The organism is Ferrimonas futtsuensis DSM 18154 (assembly GCF_000422645.1).
Classification (GTDB): Bacteria; Pseudomonadota; Gammaproteobacteria; order Enterobacterales; family Shewanellaceae; genus Ferrimonas; species Ferrimonas futtsuensis.
Genome location: NZ_AUGL01000006.1, coordinates 194,199 through 219,383 on the forward strand (window position 1 = coordinate 194,199; position 25,185 = coordinate 219,383).

A 25,185-nucleotide genomic window follows, 5' to 3' on the forward strand; every position below is an offset into this window, starting at 1 on the left:
ATATGCACAGTCGCCTCTATCAGGCCAAAAGCCTAATTCGCCTGGCCCTGCCGGTTCTTGCCGCCCAGGTTGCCCAGACCATGATGGGATTCATCGATACGGTGATGGCTGGCCGAGTCAGCGCCACAGACATGGCTGCCGTGGCCGTCGGCACCAGCATCTGGTTGCCGACCATTCTGTTTTTCGCCGGCATCCTGATGGCACTGACCCCCATGGTCTCGCATCATCACGGTGCCCGGCAAGAGCGTAGAATACGCCCTTTGATTCATCAGGGTATCTACCTGGCGCTGGTCTGTGGCCTGCTGGCCATGGCCATCTTCACCCAGACCGAGTGGATTTTGGCACAGATGGACCTGGATCCGCAGCTGTTTGAGTTGAGCCGGGGGTATCTGGCCGCGGTTTTGTGGGGCGCGCCCCCGTTTTTGCTGTTCCAGGTGTTAAGGAATTTCACCGAGGGGCTGTCGTGGACCCTACCCTCGATGATCATCGGCTTTGTGGGGCTGGCCATCAATATTCCGGCCAACTACATCTTCATCTATGGTCATTTTGGCATGCCTGCCATGGGCGGTGCCGGGTGCGGGGTGGCCACCGCCCTGGTGTTCTGGGGGATGTTCCTGGCCATGGCCCTCTACCTGCTGATCACTCAACGGTTTAAAGAGTACCGCCTGTTTCAGGGCTGGAAGCGGGTCAACCTTTCCCTGCAGGCTGCGGTAGTCAAACTGGGACTGCCCATTGCCCTGGCGCTGTTTTTTGAGGTCACCCTGTTTGCCGTGGTGGCGGTGGCCATCGCCCCGCTGGGGCCGGTGACCGTCGCCGGGCATCAGGTCGCGGCCAACTTCTCTGGGCTTATCTTCATGCTGCCTCTGGCATTAGGCATGGCCCTGACTATCCGCGTCGGCTATTACCTGGGCCGCAAGGAGTTCGAGATTGCGGCCATGGTGGCAAGAATAGGCCTGATGATGGGGCTGGGCATAGCGGTGATTACCGCACTGGGGACGGTGCTGTTTCGGGAACAGATTGCGGCTCTTTACACCACGGATGCCGAGGTGCTGACCCTGGCCGGACAGCTGATGCTGCTTTGTGCCATCTATCAGTTGTCCGACACGGTGCAGGTAGTCACCGCGGCGACCCTGCGCGGTTACAAGGACACCACGGCGTTGTTGTGGATCTCGCTGGTCTCCTACTGGGGAGTTGGCCTCTCCACCGGCATAGTGCTGGGACTCACCGACTGGCTGGTGCCGGCCATGGGCGCTGCCGGCTTCTGGATAGGCTTTATTGCCGGACTCTCTGCTGCGGCCCTGATGGTAAAAATACGCCTCAAAGGGGTACAGAAGCGACTGGCATTGGCTCAGGAGACCGCAGGCTGATCAAAAACCACCCCATCGAGGGCAATCTTTAGCCAAACAAACGCGTTAACTGCAACCGGGCCTTGTCATCGCCTCACGCAGGCCCTAGTATTTAGCGCATCGCACAGCGATATGCGTCTGTAACTCAGTTGGTTAGAGTGTCACCTTGACATGGTGGAAGTCGGTGGTTCGAGTCCACTCAGACGCACCACATTTTAGATTATGCGTCCGTAGCTCAGTTGGTTAGAGCACCACCTTGACATGGTGGGGGTCGGTAGTTCGAGTCTACTCGGACGCACCATATCGCAAAAAGCCCGCTCAATGAGAGCGGGCTTTTTTGTATTTGGCGCCAGCCAAAAAAAGACCACTCTGAACGAGTGGCCCTGCTGAGAACGTTACCAAGGAGAGGAACTGGCTGGCCCTACCCTCGCTCAGCATAAAAGGTTGAGGCGCGGAACAGGTGTTCTCCTGTGTCGACGTCCACCACCACAAAACGTATGGGGGTCTCCCACTGATCCGCTGCCTGAGTCAGGGCCACGGTGAGCACCTGGGTCTGATGCTCGCCGGGTGCCAGAGTAAAGTGGGCATCACCGTCGATATTCAGTCCATAAAACCCCTGAACTATCACTGCGTAGGTGCGTGACTCCTGTGTCTTGTTCAGCATCTTGAACCGATACGTGTTCTCCACCCACCCTTCGTCGTTGATGCGGTACAGCGCCTGACGATCCCTGAGCACATTGACCTCGAAACTGCTGCGGCTGTTGCTCCAGCCCAGGGTGACCAGCAGCGTCACCAGGACGGCCAGGCCATACCCCAGGTAACCGGTTACCCCTAACTGCCTGTGATTTTCTGAGGCGTAACGAATAAGCCCTCTGGGGTAGCCAAACCTGTCCATGGTTTGATCGCAGGCATCCACACAAAGGCCGCAGTTGATGCACTCATATTGCAGACCCTGACGGATATCGATGCCCACAGGACACACCTGAACACAGAGGTTGCAGTCCACGCAGTCTCCCAGTGCTGCGGGCTGGCTGCCCCGCTTTCGTGGCCCCCTGCTCTCACCACGGGCGGCGTCATAGCCAACCAGAGTGGTGGTGTCGTCAAACATCACTGACTGAAATCGGGCATAGGGGCAGATATGCTGACAGACCCTCTCCCTGAGCCAGCCTGCGTTGACATAGGTACACAGGGTGAAAAACAGCACCCAGGACTGGACCAGGACGGAGTTCTCCCAGGTGAAAAAGCCGACATAGAGTTGATTCACCGGTACGAAGTAGCCCATGAAGCCCAGGGCGGTAAACAGAGAGAGCATCAACCAGGCAAGGTGCTTGACCGATTTTTGGGCTACCTTGGTCAGCCCCCACTGACTGCGGTCCAGGGCACGGCTGTGATTATGGCTGCCTTCGATGCGCCTCTCTAACCAGTTGAACATCAATGTCCATACGGTCTGGGGACAGGTGTAACCACACCACACCCGGCCATAGAGTTTGGTGACTAAGAACAGCAAAAATGCCGCCAGGATAAAGAGAAAGGCCACGATCAGCAGGTCCTGTGGGAACAGTGATACGCCGAACAGATCGAACCGTTGCCTCTCCAGGTCGATCAAGATGGCCTGGCGTCCCTGATAAGGCAGCAAAGGCAGCAGCAAGAACACGCCAACCAGCACCAGATTCAAGCGACGCCTGAACCTCTGGAAGCGGCCAAACTGTTCTCGAATATATATTTTCCCTGTTGTGGCTGTGGTGATGATCAGGTTGGGGTCCTGGTTGGCTGAAGACACTGTCTCTCTCCAAAATCGAAACGCGCTGTCAGTCTAAAGAGCACTTCTGTCATTGGTAGATACAAAAATATTTTTTAAAATAGGTACAGATTCATTGTCGAGCCCTAACCATGGCCCAATTTCGATACCAACAACTGGCATCCTTTCTCAACCAACAGATTCAGCAGGGGTTGTGGCAACCGGGAGAGCGTCTTCCCTCCATCCGCAGTCTGAGCCAGCAACATGGTCTGGCAAAAATCTCCGTACAGAAGGCACTTCATACCCTGGAAGCGGTAGGTCTTATCGAGGCTCGGGCTCGCTCAGGCTATTTTGTCGCCCTCAGAAAGCCCGGCGCCAAGGCACCAGGCAAACCGGCAGAAACCATCCCCAGTGAAGTCAACGTGCCCGTGCTGTTTCAAGAGATCATGGCCCGCAGCGCCGCGTTCGACCTCTGCCCCTGGGCGCCGGTCGACGCGCCGGATCCGCACCTGTTACTGCTCAACCGGCACCTGAGTCGCGCCTTGCGTCAGCAGCCTACCCGCAAGGCGGCCTACTATGGCGATCCGGAGGGTTTACCGGCCCTGAGAGACCAGTTGGCTGCCCGCTACCGCAGTCGACACTGTTCCCTGGCGGTAGACCAGATAGCACTGACCTCAGGGTGTCAGAACAGCCTGTTTCTGGCGTTGATGGCCTGCTGCCGACCCGGCGACACCGTCGCGGTCGAAAGCCCCGCGTTTTATGGGGTGCTGCAGCTTCTGCAGCAGTTGGGGCTCAAGGTGGTGGAGTTACCGGCCAGCCCGGAGTTTGGCATCCGCGCTGAGGACCTGGAAAATGCCATAAAACGCTGGCAGGTCAAAGTGTGTGTGGTCACCCCCAGTTATGCCACTCCGACCGGGGCCACCCTGCCCGCGGAGGAGCAAAAAAGGCTGGTAGCCCTTACCGAAAAATACCCGCTGACCCTCATCGAAGATGACATCTATGGCGACCTGGGTTTTCACCTTCAGACTGAGCCGTTGAAGCGGTTTGACACTCAAGGAAGGGTCATTCTGTGTGGCTCCTTTTCCAAGTCTTTGTCACGGGATCTGAGATTGGGGTGGATCTGCGGTGGCCGTCTCCACAGTCGCATTGTCCAGCTCAAATTAATTAATCAGCTATCGGGCAGCCAGGCGGTTCAGGAGGGGGTAGCCAGTTATCTGGCAGAGGGTCATTACCGGCGCCACCTGATGGCCATGAGGCAGAAACTGGCCCGTCATCGCGACCAACTGCTGGAAAGTCTGCAACAGGACTGGCGTGGCTACTACACCGCTACGGAGCCGGAAGGCGGGCTGGCACTGTGGCTCGAGCTCGCTCCTGGCATAGACACCAAGACCGCCTACCGCCCCCTGATCGAACAGAAGATTGTGATTACCCCAGGCTCGCTGTTCTCTACCACGAATCGGTTTGATCACTGCCTGAGACTCAGCTTTTGCCAGCCGGTGACCGGGATACGGCGCCAGGCGATCTCGTCGCTGGCGGATGCCTTGAGATCCCCAACCCAGCCCGATTGACCCAGATCACTAAATGAGCACATTCTGTGAGCCAAGGTCGCTTTCAGGGCGTAAAATTTCAATGAGGAATAGCAGGGACAACGGTGAGGGTAAAGCCCGCTGTCCCGAGGAGTGAGAGGAGGACATTATGAACCTGTTTCCCCGTGATTCATTGTTCGATTTCTGGCCTCTGATGGACCGCAGACGCTCCCAGGATGAGGAGCATTCCGCTGTTTCCATGGGATTGCCCAGAATTGACATCGTCGAAGAGGAGGACAAGTACCTGCTGAGTGCCGACCTTCCTGGCGTGAAGAAGGAGGATCTGTCCATCACCCTGGCCAACGGTGTGCTGCGCATCGAGGCTCGTCGAAGCGAAGCGAGCGAAACCAAAGAGAAGCACTTCATCCGTAAAGAGCGCCATGAAGGGGTGTTTGTACGCAATATTGAAGTCGGCGACAGCCTCAATGCCGAACAGATCGACGCCCATTTTGACAACGGTGTCCTGAAGCTGACCCTGCCTAAGGTCGAGCCCAAGGCGCCGGTGCAGGATAGGATAGAGATCCACTGAGCTAATTCGACGCCGTCATAAAGGTCGTAAAGACCTTTGACCCAAGAGGGCCGCACCTGCGGCCCTCTCTATTTTGAGTCCTTCCAAACTGCTGATATACTCGCCAGCGCAACTACTTAGAGTAATGATTCTATTGCGGTAAATCTATGAAAATTGGTAATCGTCCCGGGGGGTTCACCCTGATTGAACTGGTGGTCGTATTGGTGGTGTTGGGCGTTCTCTCCCTGGTGGCCCTGCCCCGTTTCCTGTCGCTGTCCTCCGAGGCGCATACCGGTGTCTACCAGGGTGCATTCAGCGCGTTTCGCTCGGGCATCACCCTGTATCACAGCGCCTGGTTGGCCAACGGCCAGCAAGGCGCTGTCAGCAACCTGAAGAATTTTGGTGATGGCGACGTAGACAGCAATGATCAGGGCTATCCCGGCGGCACCAGCTTTGACGGCTCTCTGAGCGGCGCCAATTGCGGCGAACTCTGGGACGCTCTGCTGGACAGCGATATGAGGAGTCGGCCCGCCAGCAATGGCAGCTTTGACGGAGACACCTCCACGCCGATCAAGTACTGGTATCGGACAGGCCCGGAAGCGTGTTACTACATCTATGTGGGTGAGAAAAATGAGCCGGGCGTGGATCTGCCAACCCTGACTTACACCCTGAGCAATGGTGAAACCAGTGTCCGCATGAGCCGCTATTCCAACGGCTGAGAAGATACCGCTAATTAACCATACAGTTTCTGCGGCTTAGGCTAAGCTCAATTGAGTTTGCACGGCTCAAGGAGACTGCTATGCGCGCCCTGCTGTTGGTACCACTCTTGCTCGTCGCTCCCCTCGCCCTGTCGGAGGAGACCTGCGAGTCCTGCCACACCAAGATCTCCCCCTCCATTGTAGAGGACTGGAAGTCCAGTAAGCATCACGCCAATGACATCGGCTGCGACACCTGCCATGACGGCGACCATAAGAGCGCCGACGACGTGGATAATCTGGTGACCATTACAGCGGACACCTGTGGCGCCTGTCACAGCGAGCGCCTTGAAGAGTTTTCCAAGGGGAAACACGCCCTCTCCTGGGCGTCAGTCCAGGCGATGCCCACCACTCACGCCCTGCCCATGGCTCTGAATGAAGGGATGAAAGGCTGTACCGGCTGTCACAAGCTGGGGCTCAAGAGCGACGAAGAGATTGAGGCGCTGAAGCAGGCGGGCAGCAAGTTTGGTCACGCATCCTGTGACGCCTGCCATACCAGGCACAGCTTCTCAGTAAAGGAAGCCAGGGAGCCCCAGGCCTGCCAGACCTGTCACATGGGATTCGATCATCCCCAGTGGGAGATGTGGTCCTCCTCCAAACATGGCGTGCGTTATCTGCTCGCGCAGAACGGCACCCTGCCCAAGAGCACCAAGGCGCCGACCTGTCAGACCTGCCATATGGTGGATGGCAACCACGAAGTAAGAACCGCCTGGGGTTTCCTGGCGGTACGCCTGCCGCTGTCCGAAGACCCGCAGTGGAAAGCCGATCAGATCACCCTGCTCCAGGCCCTGGGCGTACTGGATATGGAGGGTAACCCCACCCCAAGACTGGATGTCGTCAAGGCGGCCGATGTGGCCCGTCTCGACAAGGCTTCCTTCGACGCCGAACGCAACAAGATGATTCAGGTGTGCAGCGACTGCCATTCGGAGAATTTTGCCAAAGCGGAACTGGATAAGGCCGACAACCTAATCCGGGATCTCGACCACCTGATGGCCGAAGCGATCCGCGAAATCGCCGCACTCTATAAGGATGGGGTGCTGAAGAAACCGGAAAGCTACGCGCATCCGTTCCCGGATCTGCTCACCTTCCACGATGCACCGACCAGCATCGAGCAAACCCTGTTTGAGATGCACCTGAAGCACAGAATGCGTGCCTTCCAGGGGGCCTTCCACGCCAACCCCGACTATGCCCTGTGGTATGGCTGGAGTGAGATGGTGCGGGATCTGCAGGAGATCAGAGAGAAAGCACAGGAGATGCGCCACGCCCACAATGCTCAGGCCAAGCGCTGACGCCAACCACAACAAAAGGCGCCCCGTTGGGCGCCTTTTTCTATGCCGTCAGCAAAAGATCAGTAGATCTCGTTGCCTGTCTTTTCACCCTTCTGGTAGGCCTTGATGTTGCCCAGGGTGGTATCGGCAATCTGACTCAGGGCCAGATCGGTAAAGTACCCCTGGTGACCGGTCACCAGCACATTGGGATAGCTCAGCAGCAGGCCGAAGACGTCATCGTGGATCACCTGCCCGGACAGATCACGGAAGAACAGATCCCCTTCCAATTCATACACGTCCAGCCCCAGGTAGCCGAGACGGCCACTTTTCAGGGACTCAATGGCATCGGAAGCGTTCACCAGCGCCCCACGAGAGGTGTTGATCAGCATGACGCCCTCTTTCATCTTGTGGAAGGCTTCACGGTTGATCAGGTGGTGACTCTCCTCGGTCAGAGGGCAGTGCAGAGAGATGATGTCACTCTGGGCGTAGAGGGTGTCCAGGTCCACATAGGTACCCAGCTTTTCCGCTTCTGGGTTCACATAGGGGTCATGACACAACAGCTTGCAGCCGAAACCACTCAGGGCCTTCATGGTGGCCAGGCCAATCTTACCTGTGCCAATGACGCCGACCGTCTTGCTGCCCAGGTTGAAGCCCAGCAGACCTTCCAGGTTGAAGTTGTGCTCTCGAATGCGGGAGTAGGCCTTGTGCAGTTTACGGTTCAGGCACAGCATCATAGCCACCGCATGTTCCGCCACGGATTCCGGCGAATAACCGGGTACCCGACTCACCACGAACCCTCGACTCTTCGCCTCTTCAAGGTCGACATTGTTAAATCCGGCACAGCGCAGCGCAATCATCTTGATGCCGGATTTATCCAGCTGTTCCAATACGGCGGTGTCTACGATGTCATTGACGAAGCAGGAGATGGCATCGTAACCCTCCACCAGCTTGGCAGTGGACGCGGTCAACTGGGTCTTGTAGTAATCCAGCTCAAAGCCATACTTTTCATTCGCGGCGTCCATCGAATGGCGATCGTAGGACTTGCTGCTGAACACGGCGATCCGTGCTTTGGTCATGGTGATTCTCCTCGCAGAAACATAAATACAGCTTAGTTGGGTAATGAGCCGGACACTCCACAGGTTTTTTTGGGCAGGGAATAGCCGGTCAGCCCTTTCAGCGGGAATTTTGCTTGCCATGCTACCCTGCTCTCTTTAGTATTACGACCCGTTCGGTACTGCCTGGTCAGTATTTGACTTATACACCTGTAGCTCAGTTGGTTAGAGCACCACCTTGACATGGTGGGGGTCGGTGGTTCGAGTCCACTCAGGTGTACCAATCCTGCGTCTGTAACTCAGCTGGTTAGAGTGTCACCTTGACATGGTGGAAGTCGGTGGTTCGAGTCCACTCAGACGCACCAATTAAAAAAAGCCCGCCTTTTGGCGGGCTTTTTGCGTATGTCCCCCCTGACACAGGGGCGTCATCCTTTGTTGTCTACACTGTGGATAGTTGTGTTAACTCATAGGATGGTCAAATGATTCAAAGGAATGCGCAGACTCTCTCCCTTTCCGGCAGCGACACCAGGCTCAAGCGGCAACAACTCAAGGAGTACTTCTCCAACACCTGGCGCCTGTATGAAAATCTGTTCGAGGTCATTGTTCGTGATCAGGCCTATTATCTGAAAGCGGAACCCCTTCGCCATCCACTTATCTTCTATTTTGGCCACACCGCCACCTTTTTCATCAACAAGCTGAAGCTGGCAGGGATCATCGACTCCCGCATCAACCCGGAGTTTGAGTCCATGTTTGCCGTCGGCGTGGACGAGATGTCCTGGGACGATCTGGACGAGGCCAACTACCGCTGGCCGTCGGTGGCACAGGTACGCGAATATCGCGATGCAGTGTTTGCCCGGGTTAACCGGGTGATCGATACCATGCCTCTCTCCCTGCCCATCACCCAGGACCAGCCGGCCTGGGTGATCCTGATGGGCATAGAGCACGAGCGCATCCACCTTGAGACCTCATCGGTGATCATTCGGCAACTGCCCCTGGAAGAGGTCGCCCCCCACCCGGACTGGCCCAGCTGTCCCCACAACGGCCCTGCCCCTGCCAACCAGCTGGTGGATGTGGAAGGGGATCGCGTGACCCTGGGGAGGGAAGGCAACCGCAATAGCTATGGCTGGGACAATGAATTTGGCCTTCATCAGCAGCAGGTCGATCACTTTCAGGTAGCCAAGTATCTGGTGTCCAATCAGGAGTTCAAGGAGTTTGTTGACGCTGACGGTTACGCCCGCTCTGAGTATTGGAGCGATGAGGGGCAGGCCTGGCTGGCCTACACCAAGGCCAAGCACCCCAGATTCTGGCGTCGTGACGGCGACCACTGGTATCAGCGGAACCTCACCGAGGAGATGCCTCTGCCACTGAACTGGCCGGTGGAGGTGAACCAGCTGGAAGCCAAGGCCTTCTGCAACTGGAAGGCCGCCGCCTCCCGCAGTCCGGTGCGACTGCCCACCGAGTCCGAATGGCAGTTGCTTCGCCGCCGGGTCGAGGACAACAACCCACAGTGGGCGCAGGTTCCCGGTAATCTGATGCTGGATCACTGGGCGTCCTCCTGCCCGGTGGATCAATTTGATCATCAGGGAATCAACGATGTCGTGGGTAACGTCTGGCAATGGACCGAGACCCCAATCAACGGCTTTTCCGGCTTCAGTGTCCATCCCCTGTATGACGACTTCTCCACCCCCACCTTCGACGGCAAACACAACCTGATGAAAGGCGGTTCCTGGATCTCCACCGGTAACGAAGCCCTGGCGGATTCCAGATACGCCTTCAGGCGCCACTTCTATCAGCATGCGGGCTTTCGTTATCTGGTGTCCCACCAGAAGCTGGCCGATACGCGCTACACCAATACCTACGAGACGGATGCACTGGTCAGCCAGTACCTGGAGTTCCACTATGGCGCCGAGTATTTCGGCGTAAGAAACTTCCCCAAACAGTTAGTCAGCCTGTTACGTCCTCATCTTGGCCAAACCCGCAAAGCCCTGGACATCGGCTGCTCGGTGGGCCGGGCCGCCTTTGAACTGGCGCGTCAGTTTGACCATGTTGATGGGGTGGATTTTTCTGCCCGCTTTATCCAGCACGCCTATGAGTTGCTGCAGCAGAAGGAGAAGCGCTTTGCCGTCCCTGTGGAGGGAGAGCTGGTGGAGTACAAAACGGTGACCCTGGCGGATCTCGACCTCGAGGGGAAAAGCCTCAGTCTAAATTTCGTTCAGGGAGATGCCTGTAATCTCAAGCCTCAGTTCAGCGGCTATGACCTGGTGCTGGCTTCCAACCTGCTGGATCGCCTGGCGGAACCTGCCCGCTTTCTGGACCTTATCGGAGAACGACTCAACCCGGGGGGCCTGCTGGTGCTGGTTTCACCCTATACCTGGCTGGAGGAGTTCACCCCCAGAGAGAGCTGGCTCGGCGGCTTTAAGAAGGACGGAGAGAGTTACACCACCCTGGACGCGCTCAGGGATCGGTTGGGCGCCTCCTTTGCCCTGATAGAGGTTCACCAGGTGCCCTTTGTCATTCGGGAAACCGCCCGCAAACATCAGCACACGCTATCGGAGATGACTCTGTGGCGTAAAAAGGGGTAAAAGGTCCAATTGGGGATTGCACCCACCGGCGGTTTTAAGGTGTAATCCCCCCCCTCGAAGATTTTTGCTGTACCTCGATGACGCTGCTGCAACGCTCCCACACAGGGCGACTTCTCGCCACCCAGTCTCTGAGCCTTAACCTTACAACTCAGGGGGTTGAAGTTAATCAGGGACGTCGCCATTCCCTGCTGCCCTGGTCCGAGTTCGGCGCGCCGCCCTACGGAGAAACCGGTTGGTTGTTTGCCAGGCTGACGCTGCCGTCCCAGCCTCCGAGGACCCTAAGGTGGTTACCCAAAAAAAAGGCTGTTCCATGGACAGAGCAGGCTAAGGCTCACTGGACCGGGTGGCAATGTACCCGGCTCTCTTCCATTGCCAGGATCGCGTCTGCAGAGTTGCGTCAACAATTCCTGTCACACAGTCGCTGGCAACGACTGGTCACGCTCTCAAGGCAAGGGATTCGCGAGGGCCTGGGTAACCTGGCACCGGTGGATCTGCCGCCGGAACAGCGTAAAGGCCTTAAACTGATTCGCAGCCTCTCTGAAGACTCGCCTCAGATCCTGGCCAAGTTGAGGCAGCATCAGCTGCAACAGCAGCTAAAACGCCACAGAAAGCTGTTTGACACCTTGGCAGCGGCCCCTTTGACCAATGCCCAGCGGCAGGCCTGTGCGACCCACGATGACGTCAACCTGGTCCTGGGGGCTGCCGGGACCGGCAAGAGCACCGTTCTGGCAGGGCGCATCGTCTATCTGATCGCCAGTGGCCTGGCCACCCCGGAAGAGATTCTGGTGCTGGCGCACGATGGCGCCGATGTTCAGCGCCTGAAAAGCCTGTTGTTCAGACACCTCGGAAAGGGCGCAGAGCGGATCACCGTGCTGCATTTCCAGGCTCTGGCGCTGAGGCTTATCCATCACCACACACACGCCGTGCCCAAGCTCAGTGCCCTCTCTTCGGACGTGAGCCAACTCAGACGCTGGCTAAAACAGCAGGTCACCGCACTGTTGTCCCGCCCTGAGGGCCGTGAGTTAATTGTCACCCTGCTGATGAAAGACCTGACCCTAAGCGGCTCCAAGCAGGCGGTACAAAGGTATCGGCAACTGGTGCTGACCGGCTTGGAGCAGGAGAAGCGACTGCAGTATTGGCAGAGACTGGGGGCCTTCACCCGCCTGCTGAATCTGCTCTGCGAGCTGTTGCCTGCCTACCGGCGTCATAGGGCCAGGCTGTGGAGCCTGCAACATCCTGCCCTGCTTCCCTGGCAGCCGCTGCTGTCCACACTGATGGAGGCGTACAACCGCACACTGCGCATCGAAGGCGAAACGGATCGCGATCAGTTGCTGGTGGATGCGGTCAGGCTGCTCAGGCGACCGGATGCCCAGTTCCCCTGGAAGCACCTGCTGGTGGATGACCTGCAGCAGATCTCACTGCCCCACAGTGAGCTACTGCAGGCGATGATGCCGAAATCGGAATCGCTGTTCGCGCTGGGGGATGACTGGCAGAGCAGCGGACGACGTCAAGGGGCAGAGCTGAACCAGTTGCTGGAGTTTGGTCACCACTTTGGCCCTCACAGCAAAACGATTCTGGATATGAGCTTTACCCTCAACAGTAACCTGAATCTGTTGGGAACCGCGTTCATCAGCCGCAACCCGGCACAATTGACCAAACGGGTCACCAGTTTAACCATTCAGCCCTATCCCAGTGTCTCCATGGTGGACGACAGATTGCCTCTGTCGGCGGTGGTAAAGAGTGTGGCCAGGCGCGCCAAGCCGGGCTGGTCCCTGGCTCTGGTGGCCCCCGGCCATGATGCACTGCCCAATGAAGCGGAACTGACCGCCCTGCAAGAACTGGTGCCGGACACGCCCCTGCTGCTATCCACTCTGGCCGATTGCAAGCACCTGAGTTGCCATTGCGTGGTGATACTGGGGCTGACCGAGGGCCAGTTTCCCCGTCACCACCGGCCCCACCCTGCCCTGAATGCCATGCTGCCTGCCCAGGAGCAGTTTCCCTTTGCCGAAGAGAGACGGTTGCTCTACCGGGCGATGACGCGTGCCAGTGAGCAGGTCTACCTTAGCGTCAATAGAGCCAGCCCAAGTCCTTTTGCCAAAGAGATACAACACCTTCTGAACGCGGTCGCCAACAAACAGCCTCATGGACACGCCTGAACGGCGCTGTTAGTTTAAGGTTAAGAGAGTTTCCCCAATTGGAGCGGCGATGGCACCGGACTCCCTACCCCAGTTGCAGCTGTTTCAGGCCGGTGAGCAGCTCATCGAGTGCACACCCAGCTTGCCGGTCAATGGCGCCCAGCTGGCCTCACTGGCCAACGCCGCCCGACTCTGGCCCGGGGTAGTCGATGCCCTCTACGCCGGTAACACCGTAAGTCTTTGGCTCACTCTCGATGCCAACCTCGAGCTAGTGCGACTCAAACTGCAGTCCCATTGGCAGGAATCGACCCGAACCCGGGTCCAGCCCCGCCTGCATACCCTGCCCGTTCACTACGACGGCGATGACCTTCAGCAGGTGGCAACAAGCTGCGGGCTAAGTCGAGATCAGGTGGTTGCCCTGCACAGCCGTGCTCGCTATACCGTTGCTTGGCTGGGTTTTCTACCCGGCTTTGCCTATCTAGATGGTTTACCCGACGCCCTGCACCTGCCCAGAAGAGACACGCCAAGGGTTCGGGTGCCGGCAGGCAGTCTGGCCATCGCCGGCAATCAAACGGCCCTCTATCCAAGCGAATCTCCCGGTGGCTGGCATCTCATTGGCCGCTGTGACCTGACCCTGTTCGACCCCTACGCTGGCTCGCCCAGCTTGCTGCTACCCGGGGATCTGGTGAGCTTTCAACCCGTAGGAGAGCTATGAGCATAGTGATAGACGCCCTCGCCGGTCCGATCAGCCTGCAGGACCATGGTCGTTTTGGTCAGCGCCATCTGGGCGTCAGTTGGCAAGGCGCCATGGATCAGCTGGCTTTTGAGTCTGCCAATTGGCTCTGTGGTAATCCATCGCCTCTGGCGGCATTGGAACTGGGGCCCGGCAGCTTCACTCTCAGAGTCGAGCAGAAGGGTCATTTTGCCTATTGCGGCCTGGCGCACCAAGGAAGATTGGTGCGTCAGGGAGACGAGTACCGATTATTCGCAGGCTGGCGTTACCCCTGCGAGCCAGGGGATACCTTGGTGCTGACGCCCTCCGGAGAGGGGGTGTACGGTTATCTGGCGCTTCGAGGGGGGATCGACCTGCCTCCTCTGCTGAACAGCCGCAGCACCGATCCCGACCTGGACAGGAGCAGGCTTCCCTCCAGGCCACTGATGCGGGGAGAGTGTTTGCCTGTGGGACAGCAGCAAGTTCCCCTTCCTGAAATCGAGGGGATAGCCCAGCGCCCCAGCCGAACCCGACTTCGTTACCTACCAGCCCAGCGGGATCAGGCTCCTGAGATGAATCTGCTGGTGTCCCGCTCCGTCAGCCGAATGGGAATAAGGCTGTATGGAAAGCGTCCTTATCCGCTTTCCCTGGACAGCGTCACCAGACCGGTTTTCCCCGGTGCAATCCAGCTGCCGCCGGACGGCCAGCCCATAGTGCTGACCCGGGGTTGCCAAACGACCGGGGGCTACCCGGTTCTGGGCTACCTGCTGCAATCGGACCTGGATGATCTGGCCCAGGCCCCTCCCGGGAGCGAGATCAGCCTGGTCCCCTGCTCGTGGGCACAAGCGCAACAGGCTCAGCGGCGCTATCAGGGGTACCGCTATCAGTTGAAGCGAGGCCTTTATGGAACTGGATCTTAACGTCGATATTGGCGAGGGCTTCCCCTTCGACCAACAGCTGCTGCAATGGGTCAGTTCAGCCAGCATCGCCTGTGGCGGCCATGCGGGCGACAGAGCCCTGATGGCGGCAACGGTAGAGGCCTGCCTGTCTCGGGGCGTGCGCATCGGCGCCCACCCCGGCTATCCGGATCCGGACAACTTTGGACGAAAGCCCCTGACCATGGCGCCGCGGCTGTTGCTGGACAATCTCTGTGAGCAGTTGGCATTGCTCGATACCATCTGCCGGAGCCGCGGGGCTACTCTGGCGTACGTCAAACCCCATGGGGCCCTCTACAACCAGGCGGTCAGTGATCGCGCTCTGGCAACGCTGATCTGCCAGGCCATCAAAGATGTGGTCCCCCATGCCGCGCTGATGGGGCTGGCCGGTTCGCCCATGCTTTCTCTGGCCACAGGGGTTGAGCTGGCCGTCATCAGGGAGGGGTTCCTCGACCGACGCTATCTTCACAGTGGTGCTCTGGTGCCGAGAAGTGAGCCCAATGCCCTCATCGAAGCGCCAGAAGCGATCAGGGCACAACTCACCGGGCTGGCCGTGGCGCAGACGGTCGAGGGACAGGATGGCAATCAACACAAGGTGCAGGTGGACAGCCTCTGCCTTCACGGGGACAGCCCCAACGCCCTCGAACGGGCCGAGTTTGTACACAATCACCTGATAAAAATGGGTTTTTCTCTGCCACAACATTGATTTGACCATGTGTCGTCTTTATAGTCATATCATCGACTCTAGCCCGGCATATTGGAATGGACAGAAGCAACATCAAGTGGGATCAGCAACTGAGGTTTCGGCACATCGAAATCGTCGCCCTCTGGGAGGGAAGATTGACCACCCGCCATCTGTGCCAAACCTTTGGCATAGGTCGGCAGCAAGCCAGCCGCGACATCAATCACTACCTGAGCCTGGCACCCACCGCCCTGAAATACGACACCAGGTTAAAAGGGTACAAGCCGAGCCCCTACTTCAAACCCAGATTCAGCCAGGGAGATTTCTCCGAATATCTGCAGTTGCTGATGCAGCAGAAGCAGCTCGAGGAGAGTGGGTTCGAACTGCTGGCCATCCGCAGTGCCGATACTGAGTTGGTGGTCCCCCCTCAGCGTCAGGTGGATCCTGCTGTGGTGCGCCAGTTGCTGACCGCCGCCCGCAGCGCCACCAGGGTAAAATTGATGTACGCTTCCATCGCATCAGGGGCGATCAGCGAACGGGTGTTTGTGCCCCATACTCTGGTTCATGACGGCTATCGCTGGCACTTGAGGGGATACTGCGAGCAGCTCGAACGCTATCTGGATCTGGTGCTCAGCCGCATCAGAGGACTGCCGAAACTGCTCTACCCCAGCGACCATACCCAGGAACAGGACAGCCAGTGGAACCAGTGGGTCAAGGTCACTCTGGTGCCCAACCCCCAGTTCAGCCCTGCACAGAGGGAGGTGATCGCCATCGACTACGGCATGGACGGTGATCAGCTCTCCCTGACCTGCCGGCGAGCATTGATGGATTACCACCTGCGCCGCCTGCAGATCTCCACCCCAATTCAGGGCTTCGACCCCGCAAGTCAGCTGTTGGTGGTCAGCGACACTGTGCGCTGCTAGCGATATCTAACGCATCGGTCAGCTCTGAAACAAAGGTGAGTCTGCCGGGAAGGGGTTCGATTCCCGCCCGGCTCAGGGTCTTCAGCGGCTGAAACTGAAGATCACTGATCACCACTTTGGTGCCGAGCTGCTCGCACACCTCCAGCCAGCGCTCCAAAGCAGATAGCCCGCCAGCGTCCAGCACCGGCACGCTGCTCATGTAGAGTATCACCCCCTGCGCGCCGGCGGTTTCCACGGCAATCTCGGCAAAGATCCGGTCTGCGGCCGCAAAGAACAGCGGACCGTTCACCTTGAGTACCCGCCACCCCTGCGGCACCGTTTCGGGCAGGATTCTGGGATTGTTGCCCAGGTCCTTAAGCCGGGTCATCTTGGCCAGTTCTCCCATAAACAGCAGGCTGGCCATCACCATGCCGGCGGCAATGGCGATCACCATGTCGAAAGCGACGGTCATCACCAGGCAGAGCAACAACACCAGCTGGTCGCCTAGGGGCGAGCGTTTAAGCAAACGCGCAGCCTTGGGGGCCTCACTCATGTTCCAGGCCACCGTCAACAGCAACGCTGCCATGGCCGCCATGGGGATCCAGGCCAGCAGATCGGCCAGCAGCACCACGGACGCCAACACCACCAAGGAGTGCACCACCGCAGACACGGGACTTACCGCACCACTTTTGACGTTTGCCGCCGATCGGGCAATGGCGGCGGTAGCCGGAATCCCCCCAAAAAGCGGCGCCACCAGATTACCGAGCCCCTGGCCCAGCAGTTCACTGTTGGCGCTGTGGCGGGTGCCGGTCATGCCGTCCACTACCATGGCGCACAACAGAGATTCAATGGCCCCCAGCATGGCGATGGCAAGCGCCGAAGGCAGCAGGTCTGCCAGCAGTGGCCAGCTCAGTCCTATGGGGGTGCCTTCCGGGCCGGGTTGTTGCCAGGGCCAGATCAGAGCCGGCAGATAGGGCGGCACCCCGTGGCCGACACTGCCATCAGCCAGGGTGTACTGAAAACGGCTGCCCAGAGTGTCAACCGACACCCCCTGCTGGTGCAACCACCAGGCCCCGACGGCCGCCAGCGCCAAGACCGGCAGATGAGGCGGAAAACGCAGTCCAAGCCTGGGCCACAATAGCAATAAGCCAAGGGTACCCAGTCCCAGCAAGGCGGTTGGCCAGTGAGCATCGGCCAGAGCCCCCACCAGCCAAAGCCCTTCCGACACTGCCCCGTGCAAGTTCCCGGGCGCACTCAGGCCAAGCAGGTCTTTAAACTGCATGACCGCAATCACCAGGGCGATGCCCGAGGTAAATCCGAGAGTGACCGCCGGAGGCACATACTGCACCAGCCGACCGAGTCTCAGCAGTGCCATGCAGATCAGCACCACGCCAGAGAGCATGGTGGCCATCAGCAAGCCCCCCAGACCATACTGCTGGGCAATGGGCAGCAGCAGGACCACAAAGGCCGCCGTCGGTCCGGAAACACTGAAACGGCTGCCCCCGGTCAGGGCGATCAGGACGCCGGCGATCATCGCCGTATACAGGCCATACTGGGGCGCCACGCCACTGGCGATGGCCAGTGCCATGGAGAGCGGCAACGCAATGATGCCGACGGTAAGGCCAGCGGTGATGTCCCGCATCAGTTGGGGACGGCCATAGTGGTCATTGAAACAGGAAGCACGCAGCGCATGCCCCAATCTCAATGAGAAAAGGTGGGGACGATATTTCACTCAGGGAGTTCCAGTTGGCAGGAATCGGCGGATTCCGGAAGGCCCATAAGTGTACTGGCTGAGACCCGCCCCAATCTGTGAGGCGGATCTCAAATGTCAGGGATATGGGGCGAGGGTCACCAACCTCAGGCCGACAGCGGTTGACCGCTTCTGAGTTTGAGCTCAGACAGGGGCCGTGGCATGGCGATGCCGTAGCCCTGGCCATAATTCACGCCGATCTCCGCCAACAACCCGATGGTGTGCGGGTTCTCCACACATTCGGCGACCGTGGCCATCCCCATGGCGGCGCTGATGTTCTGAATCGCCTCCACAAAGGCCCTATCCTGGGGATCCTGATCGATATCCCGAACGAAATTGCCGTCTATCTTAAGGAAATTCACCGGCAGTGCTTTGAGGTAACCAAATGAGGACATGCCGGAGCCAAAATCATCCAGGGCAAAGTTGACCCCTTTGGACCGTAACCGCTCGATAAACTCCTTGGCTTTGTGGAGGTTGGCGATCGCCGCCGTCTCGGTGATCTCAAAACAAAGCTGACTGGGCTGAATCGGCGAATGCGCCAGTCGATGGCACAGGTACGCCACAAAGGCGCTGTCGCCCACCGACTGACCGGACAGGTTGATGGAACAGATCCCCAGATCCTCTCGCACCTCGGGCCTTTGCTCGAGGAATTGCAGAGTGTGCTCCACCACATACTTGTCCAGCGCGGTAACCATATGGAAACGCTCTGCCGCCGGCATAAAGGCACCGGGCGGAATGCTTTCGCCCTTAGGGCCCATCATTCGCAGCAGGACTTCGAAGTTGGTCTTGCCATTGGACTCACTGCCAATGGCCACCATCGGCTGATGGTACAGCTGGAACCGCTCCTGCTCCAGTGCGGTGTTCAGCTGGGCCGCCCAGGAAAGTTCCCCCTCTCTGGCGGTTGTCTGGGCATCGTCACTGGTAAACAGGTGAACACGGTTTCGCCCCATATCCTTGGCGATGTAACAGGCCAGATCCGCCTTGGCCAGGGTGGCGTTATAGTCGCCGAGATCCGGGTGCAATTCCGCCAGGCCGATGCTGCACCCCAGCTCGAAGATCTTATCCTCGAGAACAAAGCGAAACTCTTTGACGGTAATGCGGATGCGCTCGGCCCTGGCCTGCGCCTGTGCCGAGTCACAGTGGGCCAGCAGTACCCCAAACTCATCGCCCCCCAGCCTTGCCAGTGTGTCACCGGAGTGGATCACGGTTTGCAGCAGCCCGGCCAACTCGGTCAGCAGTTTGTCTCCGGCCAGGTGGCCACAGGTGTCATTGACCAGTTTGAACTGATCCAGGTCCAGGTAGATGAGGAAATGCTGGCCGTTGCCAGTGGCCTCCAGGCAACGCTTCTCAAACTCGGTTCGGTTTATCAGGCCGGTCAGGGCGTCATGACACACCCGGTACTCCAACTCTTCCGTCAGCCGGTTAAGCTCGGTGACATCGTGGATAACCACGACGGCCCCTTCCACCTCACCGTTGACCCGGATACAGCTTGCGCTGAGGTTGAGATAGAGCCTGTCGCCCCGGCGACGGATGCTGCCGTAAAGCTGGCCACCGGGTTCGCCAACAAGAACTCTGGCGATAAGCCGTTGCAGTGAGTGATCCGGTTGTGGTGGCTCCAGTGGCAGCAGTTGGGTCAGCGGCGTCTGCTCTATGGTGCCGACACTGCCCTCGAGAAGACGACGGGCGGGTTCATTCAGACTCTGAACGCGCCCCTTTCTATCCAGGGTAATCACTCCGTCAGCAATGGAGCTCAGGGTGATCTGGGAATACTCTTTCTCCCGAAACAGGGCATCGCGGGCACTTTTGGCTTCATCAAAGCGCTTGGACAGATTGAGATTGGTCCTCTGCAGTACCCGGATGCCGAAGAACAGCACGCCCCCAAGAATGAAGCTGGCCAGCAACATCAACAGACTTTCCCGGCTCAGTGTGTTGCTCCTGGGCTGCAGGTAAAGGCGGGTCCCGTGACCTGGCACCACCAGCTCTCGCCCTACCCCCTGGCCGTTGACGGGATTGTCCTGACCATAAGAGATCGTCATCAGGTAGCGATTTTTCAATGAATCTGGCACTACGGCGTCAATCAGGCGATCGACGTCATACACGGCGGCAATGAGTCCATGGAATTCATTGCCTTTATAGACCGGATACCAGTTTTCGAAGGAGTACTTGCCCTGGATATTCTTGAACAGCCTGGTGTGTGCCGGACTGCGACTGTCCCTGGCTTGCAACGCCGCTTCAAGGGGCGCGTCCAGGCTGATGGTCAGCCCCAGGATCTGCGCATTGTCCTTTCGGGGCGTGACCTCCTGGATCACCAGATCGCGACTCACCCAGTTGAGATTAAGCAGTTCGGGGTGGTCCTGGACAAAGCGTCCTCCGCGCAGGGCAAACTGCTCCAGCTCGAGCTGTCCCCGGCGATACTCCTGACTGAGCAGGAACAGGTAGTTTTGATTGTCCTGAACCCTTTCGTATATCAGTTGACGCACATGATCGGCGGCTCTGACCGCCTGAAGCCGATCGTTGCGGTTTTCAACCTGATGATAGCCAATCACCGCCGCCACACTGACGGCAATCAGCGCGCCAGACAACGTCGCCGGGGCGTGCCAACTGTGTCTGTGTCGCCACAACATGGCCAACAGGCTGAACAACAAGCCGAAACCTGCAAAGAGTGACAGCAGTATGGTGAGGCCATCGGTGACCTCACCGGCGCTCTCTTTTTTCAATGCCAGCTGCCACTGGGCGTTTGGGAGCATCAGAACCTTGATCACCGCCTCCGGGGAGCTGAACAGCAGACTGTCCCCGAGGCTCACCGCAGCCGGGTCTTTCTGGAGGCTTCGCAAAGCGTAAAGCATTGCCCCCTCCTGATCGGATAACCCCACCTGCTCGGCGATCGGGTTCCAGTCCAGTACGACAATGGCCAGCCCCCAAAGTTGGGTCTGACCCTGATCCAAAAATATGGGCTGTCGGATCACCAGCCCCACCCCACCTTGTCGCAGCAGATAGGGGCCGGCCAGAGTCGACTGGTTGGCACTGAGGGCCCGTTGAATGGGGCCTCGCCGCTGCGGGTCTTCAAGCAGGTTGTGGCCCAGGGTCGCTTCATTGCCATAGAGCGGATAGACATGGGAGATCACCGAGGCGCGTGCCAGCTGCACGGCAATAACATCCTGGTGATTTGCCATCAGATCTTCTGCGGCACGCTCGAACTGATGCTGAGAGATCTCCGGGTTGGACTTTACCAGTTGGCCAACCGCGTCCAGCAAATAGCGTTTGCCGTTGATGCGCTGTTGTAACTGCTCGGCCACCGCTTCCATCTTCTGCGCCTGCAGCGCGTCGGCGTCCTCTGCACTGACGCATAGGGTGAAGCTGAGCAGCAACAGGCCGACGCACCCACGGATGGCGGCAGACATTACGCGGGAGAGGCGAACCCCGAAAAACTGGGATATCGGCAACTGAGCATCCTTCATTCTTATTATTCGGCTCATACACTACTAAAGCCGCCTGTCAGCGACAATTTAAAACCGATCTAAATAAAAACTGAAAAGGGAATGTAATTATCTCTTTAGCTTGGCCGCAGTGACGCGGCGTTGCCAACGGTTGGCCAAATCATCATCGGCCATGATCTGCCTGACCAGGTGTTCGATAAGCTGATCCTTTTTCATCCCCTTCAGGTGATTCACCAGCCAACTGGGCGCGCGTTTCTCATGCTCCCACGCCACGGCCACGGCGACACAGTGCTTACAGAACTCACTGTGGCCCGATGCCGGGCAGGAGCACTCACCTTCGAGAGTCGTGGCATTGATGGTCAGGGTCACCGAGTAGGGCTCCCTTCCCACCACCAGCGCCACCACCTGATCGCCGCTGATGGTCAGGCTGCCCACCCTGCCCTCATTGAAGTAGTTGAGGCCGCGGGTGGTACTGCGCTCCCCTGCCAACAGGGTCAGTGTTTTCATATCCATAAAACTCTCCCTTTTTCCGAAGCTTAATTCATGGGAGGCCAGAAAAGAATCATCACCACAGGAGAAATTTGAATCCAGGTCAGACTAAGGGTGACCCTATTCACAACTTAAAGCCCCCACACTCAGTGGCGAAGCGCGGCGGAGGTAGTATGGTAAAAAGAGTTGACCAGGCGGAGAGCCCCATGGGTAATGCCAGACAATCACAGATTCAAGCCCTTATCGATCAGTTGGTGGTTGGCCTGCAGGAACGGGAGGAGACCCTCGCCGTGGCCCTGCTGGGCGCACTGACCGGACAGAACAGCTTCCTTTACGGCCCCCCAGGCACCGCGAAAAGCCTGATGGCCAGGCGAATCGCCCAGGCATTTGAGGGCGACGACTACTTCGAGTGCCTGATGAACCGCTTCAGCACACCGGATGAGGTGTTCGGCCCGGTCTCACTCAAAGAGCTCAAAGAGGACAGGTATCTGCGCCAGATCGACGGCTACCTGCCTACCGCCCGATTCGCCTTCCTCGACGAGATCTGGAAATCCAGCCCCGCCATCCTCAACACCCTGCTGACCCTGATTAACGAGCGACTGTTCCGTAACGGCGAACACTCTCTGCCCGTCCCCCTGATGGCACTGATGGCAGCGTCCAATGAGATTCCCCAGGATGATCAGGGACTGGACGCACTCTATGACCGGTTTCTGATCCGTCTCAATGTCGGCCCCACCCGCCGCTGGGACAACTTCGAACACCTGCTGCAGCAGCCGCCGCTGAGCGCGCCCCTGGAGGTTGAAGGGCGCATCCCCCTGTCCCAGTGGCAAAGCTGGCAACAGGAGCTCACCCTGGTCACCCTGAGCCGTGGGACCTTGGCAGTCATCCGTCATCTGCGGCGACAGATAGCGGAGCGCTCTGATGCTCTCAGCCTCTATGTGTCAGACCGTCGCTGGCAAAGGGCCGCCCTGCTGCTTAAGGCCTCCGCGTTCTTCAACGACCGTGACGAGACCAACCACAGTGATGCCTTGCTGCTTCGCCACTGTCTGTGGTCGGAACCGGATCACCGAGAGCAGGTCTGTCAACTGGTGGAGCAGACCGTCTTCGAGGTGGCCTGCGCCGAAGGTGAAGGTCTGGCATCACTCTATCTGGAGATTGACGAGTGGCACGAACAGCTGCAGACCCTGCTGTTCCATCAGGAAGCTGTCTACGACACCGTTGAGTTTTATCCGCAGCAGTACTTCTTTGGTGGCGAAGAGGAGCGGCGTCAGAAAGACCGCAACCGCTTCTTTTATGTCAAGGCAATGGCCACCTATGAGCATGGCCTGTCACGAAAAGAGCCCGTCTATCTGGACTTCTATGTGCATCAAGAGCAGATGAACACCCGCCGCCCCTTCCATCCCATGGATACTCTGGGCAAGGAGATGGAGCTGGTGCAATGCCAGTTTGATGAGCATGGCACCCTGTCCATTCGTTACAACGACAGCGGCAATTTCGACTCCAACGCCTGGGTGGTCAACAGCTTTAAACCGGGCATCCGTCACCACAGAGGGGATCGCCGCGACAAGATAAACCGCGCCGAAGCGGACAGAGTCACCGCCAAGGTTGAGCATGCCCTGCAGCGTCTGGAGCGCTCCCGCGCCATAGCCGAGCAGGAGCTGGTGCAGTATCAAGACTGCTGCGACACGCCCTTTGTGCCTGCTTCCCAGGTGAACAACGCCCTGGAGGGACGACTGGCACAGATCGCGGATATGGAGCTTCACGCGCTGAAATGCAGCCAGATTCTGGCCCTGGAGCAGGCGTGACTCTGCAGAGTGAACTGACCGAGTCGCTGTATCAGAGCTACGGCGATGTGCTGTCTGCCTCGCCGACGCTCAACGCCAGGCTGCAACAGACCCTGGATAAGCTGGAACTGGAGGCGGAGCGGATCCTCGAGGAGGAGAACCCTTACCTGGAGCACCGAGCCAACCTCAATGCCGCAGCGCTGTCACTGGCGCATCAGGGGGAGAACCGCACCGCCATGGCCGCGGAGTGGCAGCAGTTCCAGGCTCTGCTTCATCAGGAGGGTGTGCCGGACAATGGTCACTTCTGGCGCAGTCAGATACAGTCGGCGACCACCCGGGGGAAAGGGATCGCCCTGGTACGCAAACTGATGCAGCTAGAGTGGCGCAAGCAACTGGAACGGCTGGAGGCCAGCTGGCAGATCAAGCGTCTAAGCGGCTTCCGCCAGGATATGTTGGAACAACTCAAAGCCTGGTTGAAGATGATCAGCGAATTGAGCCGCCACTTCGAGCCTTTGGGGCTGGATCCGGGCCGGCTGGTGGACTTTTCCGCGGTTCAACATGGCCACACGGACATCGAACAGCTTAAGCGTTGGGCGGAGTACCTTGGGGAGAACCCCCAGGTCATGGAGCTGTGCCAACGCATCGGTAAGATGCGCCAGCCCAGTTTTGGCGAACGCCTGGAGCCGATAAAGGTCAAGCGCAAGCTGCCGAGACTGATGGACAACGCCCCGGCCCCTGAGTCCATCAGCGGCATTCGTAGCGGCCGCGATATTCCCCTCACCCTGCCCTGTGAACTTTCGCTGGTAGGCGAACAGGTGGCGGACACCCTGTTTAACCTGCGATACCTGGAATCGCAACTCGCCTGCTTCGATCGCAGGGGGTGGGAGCGGGAGTACGTCACCTGTGAAGTGTGGGAACATCACGCCGTCCGGTTTCAGGAAAACAACGGGCCCATGATCCTGTGCGTGGATACCAGCCTGTCCATGGAGGGGGCCCCGGAACAAGTGGCCAAAGCGGTCAGTCTTTACCTGGCTCTGACCGCCCAATCGGCTCAGCGCCCCTGCTACCTGATCAACTTCTCCACCGAGGTGGCCACATTGAACCTCTCCGGGGGGGATGCCCTGCCGGCTCTGCTCGGGTTCCTGGGTCAGTCTTTCTATGGCGGAACCGATGTGGTGCCGGCACTGGAATCGGCATTAAACCTGATGGAGGAGCACGCCTTCAGGCTGGCAGATCTGGTTATCCTGTCCGACTTTGTGATGGCCAACCTGCCCCATGACCAGGAGATGGCCATGTGTTCCATGCGTGAACGCGGCAATCGCTTCTATGCTGTGGTGATTGGCGAGGTCGTTGGCAATGATCGCTACCAATCCCTGTTTGATTGCCAATGGCACTACGACGGCGAAAGTGGAGCCATCGCCGAGAGGCTCAGAGATCCAGACGCTGACACCCGGCTCTCTGCGGAGGCCGCAATTCTGTCCCAGGGGATTCAGGGGTCGGCCTGAACCCTGCTATTTGATGACG

At 58.5% G+C, this 25,185-nt stretch carries 18 protein-coding genes and 4 tRNA genes; 17 read left to right on the forward strand and 5 right to left on the reverse strand.

The window, feature by feature from the left end; all coding sequences use genetic code 11:
• The first annotated feature begins 2 nt into the window (after positions 1 to 2).
• The 3 genes from G505_RS0104575 (at position 3) to G505_RS0104585 (ending at position 1,647) form a co-directional block, all read left to right on the forward strand.
• Positions 3 to 1,367: an MATE family efflux transporter gene (locus G505_RS0104575; RefSeq protein WP_028108510.1), complete on the forward strand. Its 1,365-nt coding sequence runs from the start codon at positions 3 to 5 to the stop codon at positions 1,365 to 1,367.
• Between the two features lie 113 nt (positions 1,368 to 1,480).
• Positions 1,481 to 1,557: transfer RNA gene (locus tag G505_RS0104580), tRNA-Val, on the forward strand.
• 13 nt (positions 1,558 to 1,570) lie between these two features.
• Positions 1,571 to 1,647 (forward strand) — tRNA-Val (locus G505_RS0104585).
• Between the two features lie 120 nt (positions 1,648 to 1,767).
• On the opposite strand, the gene ccoG is transcribed toward G505_RS0104585, so the two are convergent.
• Complete coding sequence (ccoG, locus tag G505_RS0104590; protein WP_051215886.1) at positions 1,768 to 3,126, reverse strand: cytochrome c oxidase accessory protein CcoG; 1,359 nt, start codon at positions 3,124 to 3,126, stop codon at positions 1,768 to 1,770.
• A gap of 110 nt (positions 3,127 to 3,236) precedes the next feature.
• Between ccoG and G505_RS0104595 the strand changes: the two genes are divergently transcribed.
• The 4 genes from G505_RS0104595 (at position 3,237) to G505_RS0104610 (ending at position 7,222) form a co-directional block, all read left to right on the forward strand.
• On the forward strand, positions 3,237 to 4,652 hold the full coding sequence (locus G505_RS0104595) for an aminotransferase-like domain-containing protein (RefSeq protein ID WP_028108512.1): 1,416 nt from the start codon (positions 3,237 to 3,239) through the stop codon (positions 4,650 to 4,652).
• A gap of 127 nt (positions 4,653 to 4,779) precedes the next feature.
• The gene (locus G505_RS0104600; protein ID WP_028108513.1) at positions 4,780 to 5,199 is read left to right on the forward strand and encodes an Hsp20/alpha crystallin family protein; all 420 of its coding nucleotides are present in this window, start codon (positions 4,780 to 4,782) and stop codon (positions 5,197 to 5,199) included.
• Positions 5,200 to 5,345: 146 nt separating this feature from the next.
• Entirely contained in the window at positions 5,346 to 5,897 is a 552-nt protein-coding gene (locus tag G505_RS23435) for a prepilin-type N-terminal cleavage/methylation domain-containing protein (RefSeq protein WP_035385076.1), read from the forward strand.
• Positions 5,898 to 5,977: 80 nt separating this feature from the next.
• Positions 5,978 to 7,222 carry a multiheme c-type cytochrome gene (locus tag G505_RS0104610; protein ID WP_028108514.1) on the forward strand — a complete coding sequence of 415 codons (1,245 nt, stop codon included), beginning with the start codon at positions 5,978 to 5,980 and terminating at the stop codon, positions 7,220 to 7,222.
• 59 nt (positions 7,223 to 7,281) lie between these two features.
• Here the strand turns inward: G505_RS0104610 and G505_RS0104615 are convergent, their stop codons facing one another.
• The gene (locus tag G505_RS0104615) at positions 7,282 to 8,277 is read right to left on the reverse strand and encodes a 2-hydroxyacid dehydrogenase (protein ID WP_028108515.1); all 996 of its coding nucleotides are present in this window, start codon (positions 8,275 to 8,277) and stop codon (positions 7,282 to 7,284) included.
• A 182-nt stretch (positions 8,278 to 8,459) separates the two neighbouring features.
• Between G505_RS0104615 and G505_RS0104620 the strand changes: the two genes are divergently transcribed.
• The 8 genes from G505_RS0104620 (at position 8,460) to G505_RS0104655 (ending at position 16,222) form a co-directional block, all read left to right on the forward strand.
• A tRNA-Val gene (locus tag G505_RS0104620) sits at positions 8,460 to 8,536 on the forward strand.
• Between the two features lie 5 nt (positions 8,537 to 8,541).
• Positions 8,542 to 8,618 (forward strand) — tRNA-Val (locus G505_RS0104625).
• Positions 8,619 to 8,732: 114 nt separating this feature from the next.
• Positions 8,733 to 10,835: a 5-histidylcysteine sulfoxide synthase gene (gene ovoA / locus G505_RS0104630; RefSeq protein ID WP_028108516.1), complete on the forward strand. Its 2,103-nt coding sequence runs from the start codon at positions 8,733 to 8,735 to the stop codon at positions 10,833 to 10,835.
• Positions 10,836 to 11,227: 392 nt separating this feature from the next.
• Positions 11,228 to 12,991 carry a UvrD-helicase domain-containing protein gene (locus tag G505_RS0104635; protein ID WP_028108517.1) on the forward strand — a complete coding sequence of 588 codons (1,764 nt, stop codon included), beginning with the start codon at positions 11,228 to 11,230 and terminating at the stop codon, positions 12,989 to 12,991.
• Between the two features lie 49 nt (positions 12,992 to 13,040).
• Positions 13,041 to 13,685 (forward strand): 5-oxoprolinase subunit PxpB, encoded by a 645-nt coding sequence (gene pxpB / locus G505_RS0104640; RefSeq protein ID WP_035385078.1) that lies wholly within the window; start codon positions 13,041 to 13,043, stop codon positions 13,683 to 13,685.
• Entirely contained in the window at positions 13,682 to 14,602 is a 921-nt protein-coding gene (locus G505_RS0104645; RefSeq protein ID WP_028108519.1) for a 5-oxoprolinase subunit C family protein, read from the forward strand. The genes pxpB and G505_RS0104645 overlap by 4 nt, the downstream gene beginning before the upstream one ends.
• Positions 14,586 to 15,323, forward strand: coding sequence for a 5-oxoprolinase subunit PxpA (locus tag G505_RS0104650; protein ID WP_028108520.1), 738 nt, complete (start codon positions 14,586 to 14,588; stop codon positions 15,321 to 15,323). The genes G505_RS0104645 and G505_RS0104650 overlap by 17 nt, the downstream gene beginning before the upstream one ends.
• A gap of 56 nt (positions 15,324 to 15,379) precedes the next feature.
• Complete coding sequence (locus tag G505_RS0104655) at positions 15,380 to 16,222, forward strand: BrxR family helix-turn-helix transcriptional regulator (protein ID WP_028108521.1); 843 nt, start codon at positions 15,380 to 15,382, stop codon at positions 16,220 to 16,222.
• On the opposite strand, the gene dauA is transcribed toward G505_RS0104655, so the two are convergent.
• From dauA to G505_RS0104670, 3 genes are all read right to left on the reverse strand, one after another.
• Positions 16,200 to 17,933 (reverse strand): C4-dicarboxylic acid transporter DauA, encoded by a 1,734-nt coding sequence (gene dauA / locus G505_RS0104660; protein ID WP_028108522.1) that lies wholly within the window; start codon positions 17,931 to 17,933, stop codon positions 16,200 to 16,202. The two genes, G505_RS0104655 and dauA, sit on opposite strands and share 23 nt — an antisense overlap.
• 125 nt (positions 17,934 to 18,058) lie before the next feature.
• Positions 18,059 to 21,427 (reverse strand): EAL domain-containing protein, encoded by a 3,369-nt coding sequence (locus tag G505_RS22320; RefSeq protein WP_084643827.1) that lies wholly within the window; start codon positions 21,425 to 21,427, stop codon positions 18,059 to 18,061.
• Between the two features lie 69 nt (positions 21,428 to 21,496).
• Complete coding sequence (locus G505_RS0104670; protein ID WP_028108523.1) at positions 21,497 to 21,901, reverse strand: SWIM zinc finger family protein; 405 nt, start codon at positions 21,899 to 21,901, stop codon at positions 21,497 to 21,499.
• 149 nt (positions 21,902 to 22,050) lie between these two features.
• Between G505_RS0104670 and G505_RS0104675 the strand changes: the two genes are divergently transcribed.
• Entirely contained in the window at positions 22,051 to 23,682 is a 1,632-nt protein-coding gene (locus G505_RS0104675; protein WP_084643829.1) for an AAA family ATPase, read from the forward strand.
• On the forward strand, positions 23,679 to 25,166 hold the full coding sequence (locus G505_RS20575) for a VWA domain-containing protein (protein ID WP_051215888.1): 1,488 nt from the start codon (positions 23,679 to 23,681) through the stop codon (positions 25,164 to 25,166). Before G505_RS0104675 ends, G505_RS20575 begins: the two co-directional genes overlap by 4 nt.
• The last annotated feature ends 19 nt before the right edge of the window (positions 25,167 to 25,185 follow it).